This window comes from Streptomyces sp. NPDC001604 (assembly GCF_042893475.1).
GTDB lineage: Bacteria > Actinomycetota > Actinomycetes > Streptomycetales > Streptomycetaceae > Streptomyces.
The window spans coordinates 159,055-172,382 of record NZ_JBIAUY010000008.1 but is presented as its reverse complement, the minus strand read 5'-3'; the positions used below and the strand labels follow the sequence as shown (position 1 = coordinate 172,382).

At 70.6% G+C, this 13,328-nt stretch carries 17 protein-coding genes; 16 read left to right on the top strand and 1 reads right to left on the bottom strand.

From position 1 onward, the window contains the following. Positions 1 to 219: 219 nt before the first annotated feature. The 16 genes from rpsP (at position 220) to ACFY1E_RS23155 (ending at position 12,394) form a co-directional block, all read left to right on the top strand. Positions 220 to 639 (top strand): 30S ribosomal protein S16, encoded by a 420-nt coding sequence (gene rpsP / locus ACFY1E_RS23230; RefSeq protein ID WP_389078963.1) that lies wholly within the window; start codon positions 220 to 222, stop codon positions 637 to 639. Between the two features lie 2 nt (positions 640 to 641). Continuing rightward, positions 642 to 881, top strand: a complete 240-nt coding sequence (locus ACFY1E_RS23225; RefSeq protein WP_003973401.1) for an RNA-binding protein — start codon at positions 642 to 644, stop codon at positions 879 to 881. Between the two features lie 94 nt (positions 882 to 975). Further along, positions 976 to 1,518, top strand: a complete 543-nt coding sequence (gene rimM / locus ACFY1E_RS23220; RefSeq protein ID WP_389078961.1) for a ribosome maturation factor RimM — start codon at positions 976 to 978, stop codon at positions 1,516 to 1,518. A gap of 3 nt (positions 1,519 to 1,521) precedes the next feature. Beyond that, positions 1,522 to 2,355, top strand: coding sequence for a tRNA (guanosine(37)-N1)-methyltransferase TrmD (trmD, locus tag ACFY1E_RS23215; protein WP_389078958.1), 834 nt, complete (start codon positions 1,522 to 1,524; stop codon positions 2,353 to 2,355). Positions 2,356 to 2,489: 134 nt separating this feature from the next. Next, the gene (rplS, locus tag ACFY1E_RS23210) at positions 2,490 to 2,840 is read left to right on the top strand and encodes a 50S ribosomal protein L19 (RefSeq protein WP_030866123.1); all 351 of its coding nucleotides are present in this window, start codon (positions 2,490 to 2,492) and stop codon (positions 2,838 to 2,840) included. A gap of 45 nt (positions 2,841 to 2,885) precedes the next feature. Then, the gene (gene lepB, locus ACFY1E_RS23205; RefSeq protein WP_389078957.1) at positions 2,886 to 3,614 is read left to right on the top strand and encodes a signal peptidase I; all 729 of its coding nucleotides are present in this window, start codon (positions 2,886 to 2,888) and stop codon (positions 3,612 to 3,614) included. Further along, positions 3,607 to 4,722, top strand: coding sequence for a signal peptidase I (gene lepB, locus ACFY1E_RS23200; protein ID WP_389078954.1), 1,116 nt, complete (start codon positions 3,607 to 3,609; stop codon positions 4,720 to 4,722). The genes lepB (ACFY1E_RS23205) and lepB (ACFY1E_RS23200) overlap by 8 nt, the downstream gene beginning before the upstream one ends. After that, entirely contained in the window at positions 4,610 to 5,617 is a 1,008-nt protein-coding gene (gene lepB / locus ACFY1E_RS23195) for a signal peptidase I (RefSeq protein WP_389078952.1), read from the top strand. Before lepB (ACFY1E_RS23200) ends, lepB (ACFY1E_RS23195) begins: the two co-directional genes overlap by 113 nt. 91 nt (positions 5,618 to 5,708) lie before the next feature. After that, a complete protein-coding gene (lepB, locus tag ACFY1E_RS23190; protein ID WP_389078950.1) occupies positions 5,709 to 6,485 on the top strand; it encodes a signal peptidase I in 777 nt (258 codons plus the stop codon). After that, positions 6,475 to 7,008, top strand: a complete 534-nt coding sequence (locus ACFY1E_RS23185) for an NUDIX hydrolase (RefSeq protein ID WP_389078948.1) — start codon at positions 6,475 to 6,477, stop codon at positions 7,006 to 7,008. Before lepB (ACFY1E_RS23190) ends, ACFY1E_RS23185 begins: the two co-directional genes overlap by 11 nt. A gap of 56 nt (positions 7,009 to 7,064) precedes the next feature. Beyond that, entirely contained in the window at positions 7,065 to 7,373 is a 309-nt protein-coding gene (locus tag ACFY1E_RS23180; RefSeq protein WP_003965949.1) for a DUF2469 domain-containing protein, read from the top strand. Positions 7,374 to 7,460: 87 nt separating this feature from the next. Beyond that, positions 7,461 to 7,865, top strand: coding sequence for a YraN family protein (locus ACFY1E_RS23175; RefSeq protein ID WP_344404833.1), 405 nt, complete (start codon positions 7,461 to 7,463; stop codon positions 7,863 to 7,865). Next, the gene (locus tag ACFY1E_RS23170; protein ID WP_389078947.1) at positions 7,865 to 9,490 is read left to right on the top strand and encodes a YifB family Mg chelatase-like AAA ATPase; all 1,626 of its coding nucleotides are present in this window, start codon (positions 7,865 to 7,867) and stop codon (positions 9,488 to 9,490) included. The genes ACFY1E_RS23175 and ACFY1E_RS23170 overlap by 1 nt, the downstream gene beginning before the upstream one ends. Next, positions 9,487 to 10,647, top strand: coding sequence for a DNA-processing protein DprA (dprA, locus tag ACFY1E_RS23165; RefSeq protein ID WP_389078946.1), 1,161 nt, complete (start codon positions 9,487 to 9,489; stop codon positions 10,645 to 10,647). The genes ACFY1E_RS23170 and dprA overlap by 4 nt, the downstream gene beginning before the upstream one ends. 272 nt (positions 10,648 to 10,919) lie before the next feature. Then, positions 10,920 to 11,762 carry an RNA polymerase sigma factor WhiG gene (gene whiG / locus ACFY1E_RS23160; RefSeq protein WP_344404831.1) on the top strand — a complete coding sequence of 281 codons (843 nt, stop codon included), beginning with the start codon at positions 10,920 to 10,922 and terminating at the stop codon, positions 11,760 to 11,762. Positions 11,763 to 11,836: 74 nt separating this feature from the next. After that, positions 11,837 to 12,394: a TetR/AcrR family transcriptional regulator gene (locus tag ACFY1E_RS23155; protein ID WP_389079293.1), complete on the top strand. Its 558-nt coding sequence runs from the start codon at positions 11,837 to 11,839 to the stop codon at positions 12,392 to 12,394. Positions 12,395 to 12,599: 205 nt separating this feature from the next. Here the strand turns inward: ACFY1E_RS23155 and ACFY1E_RS23150 are convergent, their stop codons facing one another. Beyond that, complete coding sequence (locus ACFY1E_RS23150; protein ID WP_389078944.1) at positions 12,600 to 13,163, bottom strand: M23 family metallopeptidase; 564 nt, start codon at positions 13,161 to 13,163, stop codon at positions 12,600 to 12,602. Positions 13,164 to 13,328 lie beyond the last annotated feature (165 nt).

Genomic DNA, 13,328 nt, shown 5'->3' with positions numbered 1-13,328 from the left:
ACCTGCAGCGCCGGGTGCCCCTCAGCCATGCCCGGGCGCGGCTCGCACCCCTCGGCCGAAGCGACCCGCAGGGTATGGCACAATGGCTAGCTGTACTCGACAGCCGCACAGGAACCCTCTCGCCTCCGGCTGACGCGTCCATCGGGCACTCGGGTACCGCAACCCCACGCGGCAATCTCGCCGTGCCCAACCACGTCAAATCCAGGAGAACCCACTCCCGTGGCAGTCAAGATCAAGCTGAAGCGTCTGGGCAAGATCCGTTCGCCTCACTACCGCATTGTCGTCGCCGACTCCCGCACCCGTCGTGACGGCCGTGCGATCGAGGAGATCGGTCTGTACCACCCGGTGCAGAACCCCTCGCGCATCGAGGTCAACGCCGAGCGCGTGGCGTACTGGCTCGGTGTCGGCGCCCAGCCGACCGAGCCCGTGCTCGCCATCCTGAAGAAGACCGGCGACTGGCAGAAGTTCAAGGGCGAGCCCGCCCCGGCGCCGCTGCTGCAGCCGGCCGAGAAGGCCACGCGCCCGTCGTTCGAGGCCCTTGGCGGCGACGACGAGGGCAAGGGTGAGGCCATCACCCAGAAGAAGAAGGCTGAGAAGAAGGACGAGGCTCCCGCCGAGTCCGCGTCGACCGAGGCCTGAGCATGCTCGAGGAGGCTCTCGAGCACCTCGTGAAGGGCATCGTCGACAACCCTGACGATGTGCAGGTCGCCTCGCGCAACCTGCGCCGCGGCCGTGTGCTCGAGGTCCGGGTCCACCCCGACGACCTCGGCAAGGTGATCGGCCGCAACGGCCGCACCGCGCGCGCTCTGCGTACCGTCGTGGGCGCCATCGGCGGCCGCGGTGTCCGCGTCGACCTCGTCGACGTGGACCACGTCCGCTGACGCCAAACGCAACACCGGCTCGGGCCGGGGAGGGCCACTGCGCCGTCCCCGGCCCGTAGTCGTTACCAGCCGTTACGACAGGAGATCCTGGGAAGTGCAGCTCGTAGTCGCACGGATCGGCCGTGCCCACGGCATCAAGGGCGAGGTCACCGTCGAGGTCCGTACCGACGAGCCCGAACTGCGGCTCGCACCCGGCGCCGTACTGGCCACCGATCCCGCCTCGGCGGGCCCGCTCACCATCGAGACGGGCCGCGTCCACAGCGGCCGCCTGCTCCTGCGCTTCGAGGGCGTACGCGACCGCAACGCGGCCGAGGCGCTGCGCAACACCCTCCTGATCGCCGAGGTGGACCCGGAGGTGCTCCCCGAGGAGGAGGACGAGTACTACGACCACCAGCTGATGGACCTGGACGTGGTCACCAAGGACGGCGTCGAGGTCGGCCGGATCACCGAGATCTCGCACCTGCCCTCCCAGGACCTGTTCATCGTGGAGCGCCCGGACGGCAGCGAGGTCCTGATCCCGTTCGTCGAGGAGATCGTCACGGAGATCGACCTCGAGGAGCAGAAGGCGGTCATCGACCCGCCGCCCGGCCTGATCGACGACCAGGCTGAGGTCGTGTCCTCGCGGGAAGAGTCGTAAGAGATGCGCCTCGACGTCGTCACGATCTTCCCGGAGTACCTGGAGCCCCTGAACGTCTCCCTCGTCGGCAAGGCGCGCGCGCGTGGGCAGCTGAACGTCCATGTGCACGATCTGCGCGACTGGACCTACGACCGCCACAACACCGTCGACGACACCCCCTACGGCGGCGGCCCCGGCATGGTCATGAAGACCGACCCCTGGGGCGACGCCCTGGACTCCGCCCTCGCCGACGGCTACGAGACCGGCTCGCACGCGCCCGCGCTGATCGTCCCCACCCCGAGCGGCCGCCCCTTCACCCAGGAACTCGCCGTCGAGCTCTCCGAGCGCCCCTGGCTGATCTTCACGCCCGCGCGCTACGAGGGCATCGACCGCCGGGTGATCGATGAGTACGCCACCCGGATGCCGGTCTACGAGGTGTCCATCGGCGACTACGTCCTCGCCGGCGGGGAAGCGGCCGTGCTGGTGATCACGGAGGCCGTGGCCCGGCTGCTGCCCGGCGTCCTCGGCAACGCCGAGTCCCACCGCGACGACTCCTTCGCCCCCGGCGCCATGGCCAACCTCCTGGAAGGCCCCGTCTACACCAAGCCGCCCGAGTGGCGCGCCCGCGGCATCCCCGACGTGCTGCTCAGCGGCCACCACGGCAGGATCGCCCGCTGGCGCCGCGACGAGGCCCTGCGCCGTACGACGGCCAACCGGCCCGACCTGATCGAGCGGTGCGACCCCAAGGCCTTCGACAAGAAGGACCGCGAGATGCTCTCCATCCTCGGCTGGGCCCCGGACCCGGAGGGGGAGCCGTACGGCCGATTTTGGCGCAGGACCGAGGGCGTGGAAGAATAGACCGCTGTTGTGCGTCGTCCGGCGTGCGCCCCTGCCACAGGGGGACACGACGCCCGCCCCGACACGGACAGCATCCTCCTGGAAGACCTAGTTCCCGCCTATGACCTGTGGCATGGGCGAAGAAAGCAGACGAAATGTCTCACCTGCTCGACTCCGTCGACAGTGCGTCGCTGCGCAGCGACGTCCCGGCCTTCCGCCCGGGTGACACCGTCAACGTCCACGTCCGCGTCATCGAGGGCAACCGCTCCCGTGTGCAGCAGTTCAAGGGCGTTGTGATCCGCCGCCAGGGCGCCGGTGTCCGCGAGACCTTCACGGTCCGCAAGGTCTCCTTCTCCGTCGGCGTCGAGCGCACCTTCCCGGTGCACACCCCGATCGTCGAGAAGATCGAGCTCGTCACCCGCGGTGACGTGCGTCGCGCCAAGCTGTACTACCTGCGCGAGCTGCGCGGTAAGGCCGCGAAGATCAAGGAGAAGCGCGACAGCTGAGCTCGCGCAGGCGTTCATACCGGGGCCGGATACCATCTGGCCCCGATGGACACCGAAGCACAGCACACGGAGCGCGACCGCTCCTCCCGCCCTTCCGATTCCGAGGACGTCTCCCAGGAGATCTCGGACACAGAGGGACCGGAGGGACGGTCGCGTTTCGCGTGGGTGTCGCGGGTCGCCGACTGGCTGCCCGGTGGGCGGATCAGTCTGACGCTCCTCATCTGCCTGGTGTTTTTGCTGCTCCTCAACACTTTCGTGGTCCAACCATTCCAGATTCCCAGCGGATCCATGGAAAACGGATTGAGGATCGGCGACCGCGTTCTCGTAAATAAGTTGGCGTACCGTTTCGGTGCCGAGCCGCGGCGCGGCGATGTCGTCGTGTTCGACGGCACCGGGTACTTCGGAAACGCCGACTACATCAAACGCGTCGTGGGCGTAGGGGGAGACCATGTGGTCTGCTGCGACAAGGAGGGGAGGATCGAGGTGAACGGCCGGTCGGTCGACGAGTCGACGTTCCTCCACCCCGGTGACAGCCCCTCCACGGTGCCCTTCACCGTCGTCGTGCCCGACGGCACCCTCTTCGTCCTCGGCGACCACCGCAGCGACTCCAGCGACTCCCGCGACCACCTGGGCTCACCCGGCGGCGGCATGATCCCCGTCTCGGACGTCATCGGACGCGCCGACTGGATCGTCTGGCCCAGCGCCCACTGGACCCGCCTGCAGCGTCCCGGCGCCTACGCGCGCGTGCCCGCAGCGGACGGTGCGCATGGGTAACCGTGGCAAACCGCGCGGTGCCGCGAGCGGCCCGGCCGACGGACTGCTGCCCACCGGCTCCCGCCGCGCCTCCGGTCCGGTGCTGGCGGGGGGCGGCGGCCGCACCCGCGCCGAGCGGCGCAAGCTGCAGCGCAAGGTCAAACGGAAGCGCAGGCGCAGCGCGGTCAAGGAGATACCCCTCCTCGTCGGCGTCGCGGTCCTCATAGCCCTGGTCCTGAAGACGTTCCTCGTCCAGGCGTTCGTGATCCCGTCCGGCTCCATGGAGCAGACGATCCGGATCGGCGACCGCGTCCTCGTCGACAAGTTCACCCCGTGGTTCGGCTCGAAGCCCAAGCGCGGGGACGTCGTCGTGTTCAAGGACCCGGGCGGCTGGCTCGCGGGCGAGCAGACCACGACCAAGAAGAGCGACCCCGTCGTCGTCAAGCAGGTCAAGGAGGGACTCACCTTCATCGGCCTGCTGCCGTCCGACAACGAGAAGGACCTCATCAAGCGGGTCATCGGCGTCGGCGGCGACCACGTCAAGTGCTGTGACCAGCAGGGACGGGTGACCGTCAACGGCGTTCCCCTGACCGAGGGCGACTATCTGTATCCCGGAAACGCCCCCTCCACACAGCCGTTCGACATCACCGTCCCCCAGGGGCGGTTGTGGGTGATGGGCGACCACCGGGGCAACTCCGCGGACTCCCGCGCGCACCAGAACACGCCCTACGGCGGCACGGTCTCCGAGGACTCAGTGGTGGGACGGGCGATGGTCATCGCCTGGCCCTTCGGCCACTGGACCTCCTTGAAAGAACCTAAAACTTTCTCCTCCGTCTCCAACTCCGTGTCGGGGACGACCGCGGCCCCGCAGCTGTCGCATAGGGTTGCTCCTGACTATTTCAACGGAACGGTCCAGCTCCCGAGCCCTGCGGAACTCCCGCTCGTTATGGGAGTGGTGGGCCTGCACCGCGTCTGGGGCAGGCAGCGGCACAGAGTAAGGAGTTGGCGTGGGGGATGTGGCGGTTGGCGCACGATCCGGACACGACGGCGAGGAGCATCGCGGACAGCCCGGCCAAGGGGTTTCCGCAGCCGTCCCGGCCGCGGACAGCGCCGTGACCTCCGGGAGTGACTCCGGGGCGACCGACGACGGCACCGCGCCGGGCGAGCGGAGCCGGACCGAGGAAAAGGGGTCGGACGGTTCACCCCCCAAGTCCAAGAAGCAACGCTCCTTCTTGAAGGAGCTGCCCATCCTGATCGGCATCGCGCTCGTGCTGGCGCTGCTGATCAAGACGTTCCTGGTGCAGGCGTTCTCGATCCCTTCGGACTCGATGCAGAACACCCTTCAGCAGGGCGACCGGGTCCTGGTCGACAAACTCACCCCCTGGTTCGGCTCGAAGCCGGAGCGCGGCGAGGTCGTCGTCTTCCACGACCCGGACAACTGGCTGGCGGGCGAGCCCACGGCCAATCCGAACCCGCTGCAGAAGGCCCTCAGCTGGATCGGCCTGATGCCGTCCGCCGAGGAGAAGGACCTCATCAAGCGCGTCATCGGCGTCGGCGGCGACACCGTCTCCTGCAAGGGCTCCGGCCCGCTCAGGGTCAACGGCCATGCCCTCAACGACACGTCGTTCGTGTACGCGGGCAACACCCCCTGCAGCGTCGACGACCAGGGCGGCCAGTTCACGGTGAAGGTCCCCAAGGGCTACATCTGGGTCATGGGCGACCACCGTCAGAACTCGCGGGACTCGCGCTACAACCAGAGCGACAAGCACAACGGCATGGTTCCGGTCAGCAAGGTCGTCGGACGCGCCATCGTCATCGCCTGGCCCATCACCCGCTGGGACACCCTCCCGATCCCGGACACCTTCGACCAGCCGGGACTGAACGACCAGTCATCGGCGTCCGCCGCCCTGACGGCCGCCCCGAACGCGCTCGCCCTGACCGGGTTGGTGCCGGTGGCCCTGTGGCGTCGTAGGAGGATCGCGGCGGCCGAGCCCTGCAAAGCGGGCCCGGAGCACTCCGCCTGACCGTGCCTTGGTGAAGCCCTGGTGCAGCTGTGACCTCGGTCGGCCATGAGGGGCTGACCGGGTCAGGTACTGCCGGGTAGGGTGCGGACCCATGGGTGGCGAGAGCACTACGCGTACGGCACCGCGCAGCGGTGGCAAGAGCACGGGCCCGGTGGGCAGCAAGGCCGGACAGCGACTGTCCGGACTGGCGGTCGCGCTGGGCATAGTGCTGTTCCTCGGCGGATTCGGCTGGGGAGCGCTGGTCTACCGGCCGTACACCGTGCCGACCACCTCGATGACGCCGACGATCGACGCCGGCGACCGGGTCCTGGCCCAGCGTGTCGACGGCAGTGAGATCCGCCGGGGAGACGTCGTCGTCTTCAACGACAAGTCCTGGGTGACCAACGCCTCCGTCGTCAAGCGCGTGGTCGCGGTCGGCGGTGACACGGTCTCCTGCTGCACGAACGGCAAGCTGACCGTCAACGGCAAGCAGATCGCCGAGGGCTATCTCAAGGGCAGCGTCGTCGAGGACAAGAACATCCCGACCGTGAAGGTCCCCCAGGGCCGCCTGTTCCTGCTCGGCGACGAGCGCCAGGGGTCGCTGGACTCCTCCGCCCACCTCAGTGACGCCGCCCAGGGCACCGTCGCGCGCTCGGCCGTGACGGCTCGCGTGGATGCCGTCGTCTGGCCCATGAAGGGCATGCTGGAACGCCCCACCGGCTTCGAGGCCCTCGGCGTGCTCTCCCAGCCGGGCCCGTTGCGGATCATCGTCACGCTGATCGTGGCCGGCGCCGTCCTCGTCCTCGGCGGCGGCGCGTACGGCCCGATCGCCAAGCGGATGGGCGGGCGCCGCACCCGGGCGCGGACGGAGCCCGTGGGTGCCCGCTGAGGCCGCGGGCGGGTACGAGGACTCGTACCGGGGCGGGCTGCGCAAGGTGGCCCGGGTGGTTCTGCTCGACCCCGAGGACCGCATCCTGCTCCTGCACGGCCATGAGCCGGACGATCCGGCCGACGACTGGTGGTTCACACCCGGCGGCGGACTGGAGGGCGACGAGAGTCGTGAGGAGGCCGCTCTCAGGGAACTCGCCGAGGAGACCGGCATCACCGATGTCGAACTCGGCCCGGTGCTTTGGCGGCGGATGTGCTCCTTCCCGTTCGCGGGCCGCCGCTGGGACCAGGACGAGTGGTACTACCTGGCCCGTACGACGGACACGTCCAGGGTGGTGCCCGGGGCCACGGGCCTCACGGAACTGGAGCGGCGCAGCGTCGCCGGAGCACGCTGGTGGACGTGTCGGGAACTTGCCCGGGCGCATGAGACCGTGTACCCGACCAGACTCGCCGAGCTGCTGTGCAGGCTGCTCGACGAAGGTCCCCCGGCCAGGCCCGTGACCCTTGACCCCGAAATCGTCTAGGGGCTCACGGGACTGGCGCACAATGGTGGGATCGCACGCCTGAAGGGGAAGCTGCCATGAGCGCCGAGGACCTCGAGAAGTACGAGACCGAGATGGAGCTGAAGCTCTACCGGGAGTACCGCGATGTCGTCGGTCTGTTCAAATACGTGATCGAGACCGAGCGGCGCTTCTACCTGACGAACGACTACGAGATGCAGGTGCACTCGGTCCAGGGCGAGGTGTTCTTCGAAGTGTCGATGGCGGACGCCTGGGTCTGGGACATGTACCGGCCGGCTCGGTTCGTGAAGCAGGTCCGGGTACTCACGTTCAAGGACGTGAACATCGAGGAGCTGAACAAGAGCGATCTCGAGCTGCCGGGCGGCTGACGCCCACGGTAGGTCGCTCGTGCGGGTGACGAGTTTGTCCACAACCGCCGAGTGGTCCACCAAGATCCACTCGGTGGGAGCGGATGCGTGACGGTTGGCGCCGGAGGTGGTGCCGACATGAGGACACGCAACGCACAACGCAGTGCCATGGGCAGGTACGGCGAGGATCTGGCCGCGCGGCGGCTGGCGGACGCCGGTATGACGGTCCTGGAGCGCAACTGGCGCTCGGGCAGGACGGGTGAGATCGACATCGTGGCCCGGGACGGGGACGTCCTGGTGGTCTGCGAGGTGAAGACCCGCAGGGCGGGCATCTTCCAGCACCCCATGGCCGCGGTCACGCCGACGAAGGCGCAGCGCCTGCGCGGCCTGGCGGAACGCTGGGCGCAGGAACACGGCGGGGCCCCACCGGGCGGCGTCCGTATCGACCTGGTCGGCGTCGTGCTCCCCGACCGCGGCGCACCCGTGGTCGAACACGCGCGGGGGGTGGCCTGATGGGGTTCGCGCGTACGTGCTCGGTGGCCCTCGTCGGTGTCGAGGGTGTGGTGGTCGAGGTCCAGGCCGATCTGGAGCCGGGGGTGGCGGCGTTCACGCTGGTGGGGCTGCCGGACAAGAGCCTGAGCGAGAGCCGGGACCGGGTGCGGGCGGCCGTCGTCAACTCGGGCGGCGAATGGCCGCAGAAGAAGCTGACGGTGGGGCTGAGCCCGGCCTCGGTGCCGAAGGCCGGCAGTGGCTTCGACCTGGCCGTCGCCTGCGCGGTCCTCGGCGCCTGCGAGCGCATCGACCCGCGGGTGCTGGCCGACATCGTCATGATCGGGGAGCTGGGTCTGGACGGCCGCGTCAGGCCCGTGCGGGGCATCCTGCCGGCGGTGCTGGCCGCCGCGGACGCGGGCTACGAGCAGGTGGTCGTGCCCGAGTGTGCGGCCGCCGAGGCCTCGCTGGTGCCCGGCGTCTCCGTCCTGGGGGTGCGCAGCCTGCGCCAGCTGATCGCCGTCCTGGCGGACGAGCCCGTACCCGAGGAGGAACCGGACGAGCAGGGCCGCCCCGATCCACTGCTGGCCGGTCTGCGAGTGCCCGGCACGGGCGCGGCCACAGGGATGCACAGCCTGGGCGCCGCCCAGTGCGACCAAGGTCATGACCTCGCCGACGTGGTGGGCCAGATCTCGGCGCGGACGGCGGTGGAGGTCGCCGCGGCGGGCGGCCACCACCTGTTCCTGGAGGGCCCGCCCGGTGCGGGGAAGACCATGCTCGCCGAGCGGCTCCCCGCGATCCTCCCGCTGCTCAGCCGACAGGAGTCCCTTGAGGTCACGGCGGTGCACTCGGTCGCAGGCCTGCTCCCACCGGGCAAACCCCTGATCGACGTCGCTCCGTACTGCGCCCCGCACCATTCGGCCACCATGCAAGCGCTCGTGGGCGGCGGCCCGGGCGTCGCGCGGCCCGGCGCGGTCTCGCTCTCCCATCGGGGCGTGCTCTTCCTGGACGAGACGCCCGAGTTCAGCAGCCACGCGCTCGACGCGCTGCGGCAGCCACTGGAGGCGGGGCACGTGGTGATCGCGCGCAGCGCGGGTGTCGTGCGGTTCCCGGCGAAATTCCTGATGGTGCTCGCGGCGAACCCCTGCCCCTGCGGCCGCTTCTCCCGGGCGGACGACTTCTGCGAATGCCCGCCCTCGGCGATCCGCCGCTACCAGGCGCGGCTGTCCGGCCCGCTGCTCGACCGGGTCGACCTGCGCGTCGAGGTCGACCGGGTGACCCGCGCCCAGCTGACCCAGCGGGGCGCCGGCGGCGAGTCCACCACGACCGTCGCCGACCGCGTGAGGGCGGCCAGGGAGCGTGCGGCGGCCCGGCTCGTGCGCACGCCGTGGCGGACCAACAGCGAAGTCCCCGGGCGGGAGCTGCGCAGCCGCTGGCACGCCGCGGCCGGTGCGATGGACGAGGCGGAACGGAATCTGGAGCGGGGCGTGCTGACCGCCCGTGGTCTCGACCGCGTGCTGCGTGTCGCCTGGACCGTCGCGGACCTCGTGGGCCATGACCGGCCTGACGCGACCGACGTCGCCCTGGCGCTGCAACTGCGCACCGGCGTGCCCCGCGGGGTGCCCATGGCCATCGGGGCGCTGACATGAGCCCCGGTGACGATCCGGCCGGCGAGCTGCTCGCCCGTGTCCTTCTCAGCCGTGTGCTCGAACCGGGGGACGAGGTCGGCGGACGGTGGCTGCGGGAGCTCGGCGCGGTGGAAGTGGCGCGACGGCTGCGCGAGGGCGGGCCGCAGCTCGTCGGGGTCACCGACAAGCGGTGGGCCGGGCTGCTGGACCGGGCCGCGCAGGCCGAGCCCGAGCGGGATCTCGCCGCCGCAAGGGAGGCCGACATGCGGTTCGTGGCGCCCGGGGACGGCGAGTGGCCCGGGCAGCTCGACGACCTGGGGGACGCGCGGCCGGTGGGGCTGTGGGTGCGGGGGCGGCCCAGTCTGCGGATGTGGGCGCTCAGATCCGTCGCCGTCGTCGGGGCACGGGCCTGCACCGAGTACGGGGCGCACATGGCGGCCACCCTCGGCGCCGGGCTTGCCGAGCACGGGTGGGTGGTGGTGTCCGGCGGTGCCTACGGGGTCGACGGCGCCGCCCACAGGGGCGCGCTCGGCGCCGGCGGTGCCACCGTCGCCGTGCTGGCCTGCGGGGTCGACCGGGCCTATCCGCGCGGCCATGCCGAGTTGCTCGGGAGGATCGCGGAACAGGGACTGGTGATCGGGGAGTTGCCGCCCGGCGATCACCCGACACCGAGCAGATTCATCGTCCGCAACCGGGTGATCGCCGCCCTGACCAGGGGCACCGTGGTCGTCGAGGCTGCGCACCGCAGCGGCTCGCTGGTCACGGCACGGGCCGCGCAGCGGCTGGGGCGCCACACGATGGGCGTGCCCGGGCCGGCCACCAGCGGCCTGTCCGCCGGAGTGCACGAGCTTCTGCGAGGCGACGCCGTGCTCGTCACCGACGCCGCGGAAGTCGTCGAGCTGGTCGGCGACATGGGCGAGCTGGCCCCGGACCGGCGGGGACCCGTGCTGCCCCGCGATCTGCTGGAGCCCGCCGCCCGCCGCGTCCTGGCCGCACTGCCCGGCCGCGGAGCGGCGCCGCCCGGTGACATCGCGCGGGGTGCGCAGACCACGCAGGACGACGCGATCGCGAGACTGTACGAACTCCGATCACTCGGTTACGTCGAACGACACGGCGACGGCTGGAAGTTGACACGCCAGGCGATGATCTCCGTCCGTGGGGGTCGCAGTCCGTGTTGACCGAGCGTGTTCGGCCGTCCGGGGGAAGCCTGACACCTGTGCAAATGCGCGTAGTTGGCGTCCCCCGGCGGTCACGCACAGCGATCGCCATGACTCTGTGGGGCGTCCTGCGGAACGTATCTGCGCACCCGATCCGCGCCGGTCTTCGCGCACCGCGACACTTCAGTCACGCTACGCTCACGAGGATTCCGGCACAGACCGGCATGCTCGACACCAGACCGACAGCTCCCCCAGGCACCCCCACTTCACAGCAGAACGGCACAAGGCGACGAATGCCCCAGCACACCTCCGGGTCCGACCGGGCGGCGATCCCCCCAGCCGCCCGTGACGGTGGCAGCGTGCGGCCGCCCGCTCCCTCGACGCTCGACGAGCTGTGGCGGTCGTACAAGGACACGGGCGACGAGCGGCTGCGGGAGCAGCTGATCCTGCACTACTCGCCGCTGGTGAAGTACGTGGCCGGACGGGTGAGCGTCGGTCTGCCGCCGAACGTGGAGCAGGCCGACTTCGTCTCCTCCGGCGTCTTCGGGCTCATCGACGCGATCGAGAAGTTCGACATCGACCGGGAGATCAAGTTCGAGACGTACGCGATCACCCGCATCCGGGGCGCGATGATCGACGAGCTCAGGGCGCTGGACTGGATCCCGCGATCGGTGCGGCAGAAGGCGCGGAACGTGGAGCGGGCGTACGCGACCCTGGAGGCGCGTCTGAGACGGACGCCGTCGGAGGGCGAGGTGGCCGTCGAGATGGGCATTCCCGTCGATGAACTCCACGCCGTGTTCAGCCAGTTGTCGCTGGCCAACGTGGTGGCTCTGGAAGAGCTGCTGCACGTGGGGGGCGAGGGCGGGGACGGGCTCAGCGTGATGGACACGCTGGAGGACACCGCCGCCGACAACCCCGTGGAGGTGGCCGAGGACCGCGAGCTCAGACGGTTCCTGGCCCGGGCGATCAACACCCTGCCCGAGCGGGAGAAGACCGTCGTCACGCTGTACTACTACGAGGGCCTCACGCTCGCCGAGATCGGGAACGTGCTCGGTGTGACCGAGAGCCGGGTGAGTCAGATCCACACCAAGTCGGTGCTGCAGCTGCGGGCGAAGCTGGCGAGCTTCGGACGCTGAGCGTCCCGACTCACTCCCGTCGGGGGTGGTCCGTCCGTAAAGTGGTTGACGTGCCAAGGATTCGAGCGGCCTCCGTGGCCGAACACCGGTCGATGCAGCGAGCCGCCCTGCTGGACGCGGCCCGGTCTCTGCTGTCCGAGGGTGGGACGGAGGCGCTGACGTTCCCGGCCCTCGCCGAGCGGACGGGGCTCGCACGGTCGTCCGTGTACGAGTACTTCCGCTCCCGGGCGGCCGTCGTCGAGGAACTGTGCGCGGTCGACTTCCCGGTGTGGGCCGCGGAGGTCTCGGCGGCGATGGAGCGGGCGGGGTCGGCCGAGGGCAAGGTCGAGGCGTATGTGCGGCAGCAGCTGGTGCTGGTCGGGGACCGGCGGCACCGGGCTGTCGTGGCGATCTCGGCGAGCGAGCTGGATGCAGGAGCCCGGGAGAAGATCCGGGCCGCGCACGGGGGGCTGGTCGCGATGATCGTCGAGGCGCTCGGGGAGATGGGGCATTCTTCGCCGCGGCTGGCTGCGATGTTGGTGCAGGGGGTTGTGGACGCGGCGGTGCGGCGGATCGAGCTGGGGGCGGCGGAGGAGCCCTCGGAGATCACTGAGGCTGCGGTGGCCATGGCTTTGCGGGGGGTTCGCGGCTGAGGGCGGTGGCTGCCGGGCGGAATGCGCCCGGCCCGCGGCTGCGGGGTGCCGCCCGCGCCCACCCGTGCCGCCCCAAGCGGCACGACTGCCCGCAGGCGGTGGAGGCTGTGCGACTGACGCCGGGCTGGCGGCTGGTGCGATTCCGAGGCTCTGGCAGCTGTTCGACTGCCCCCCCAGCTGCGGCGGCTGTGCGGCTGCCCGCAGGCTACGGCAGCGGGACGCCCAGTACCGGCAGCAGCCTCGACGGGCCCCCGTGCAGGAGCCACGGTGGGAGCAGGGACAGAGGGTTCAAGTAGGTGTCGCCCCTCAGGAGGCCCCAGTGCACGCACGTGACCGTGCAGTGGCCGGATCCCGGTTCGACCGTCCCCACCACCTCACCCGGCGTCACCTCGTCGCCTTTCTGCACCGACGCCGTCACCGGTTCGTATGTCGTTCGCAGGTTCGTGGCCGTCAGCTGTACGGAGATCACGCCGCGGCCTGCCACGCGGCCCGCGAAGGAGACGCGGCCGGCCGCCACCGCTCTTACCGGGCTTCCGGCCGGGGCTGCCAGGTCCACGCCCCGGTGGCCGCGGCCGTAGACCGTCGCCGGGGGCTCCCAGCCTCGTAGGACAGTGGGGCGGGTGCCCACCGGCCAGGCGCGGCCGACGGCAGGGACCGGTGGGCCCGGGGCCGGCGGCGGGTCGTCCGCCCAGGCCCAGGTGGACAGGACGGTCAACGCCAGTCCCAGCAGTGCCGCCCACGTCATCTGCACGTATCGCCTCGCTCGCATGCGAGAAGCCTCCCGCGCCGCCCCCGATCACGGCCGGGAGCTGTGGACTACTCCGCGGTTGTGGACAGCGGCGTCACCCGGTGCCTCGCGGGTCCCGTACACTTCTTCTGGCGATCCGGGTCACCGGGTCGACTTCGCACGCCCCGACATCGGGCCGCCACGCGG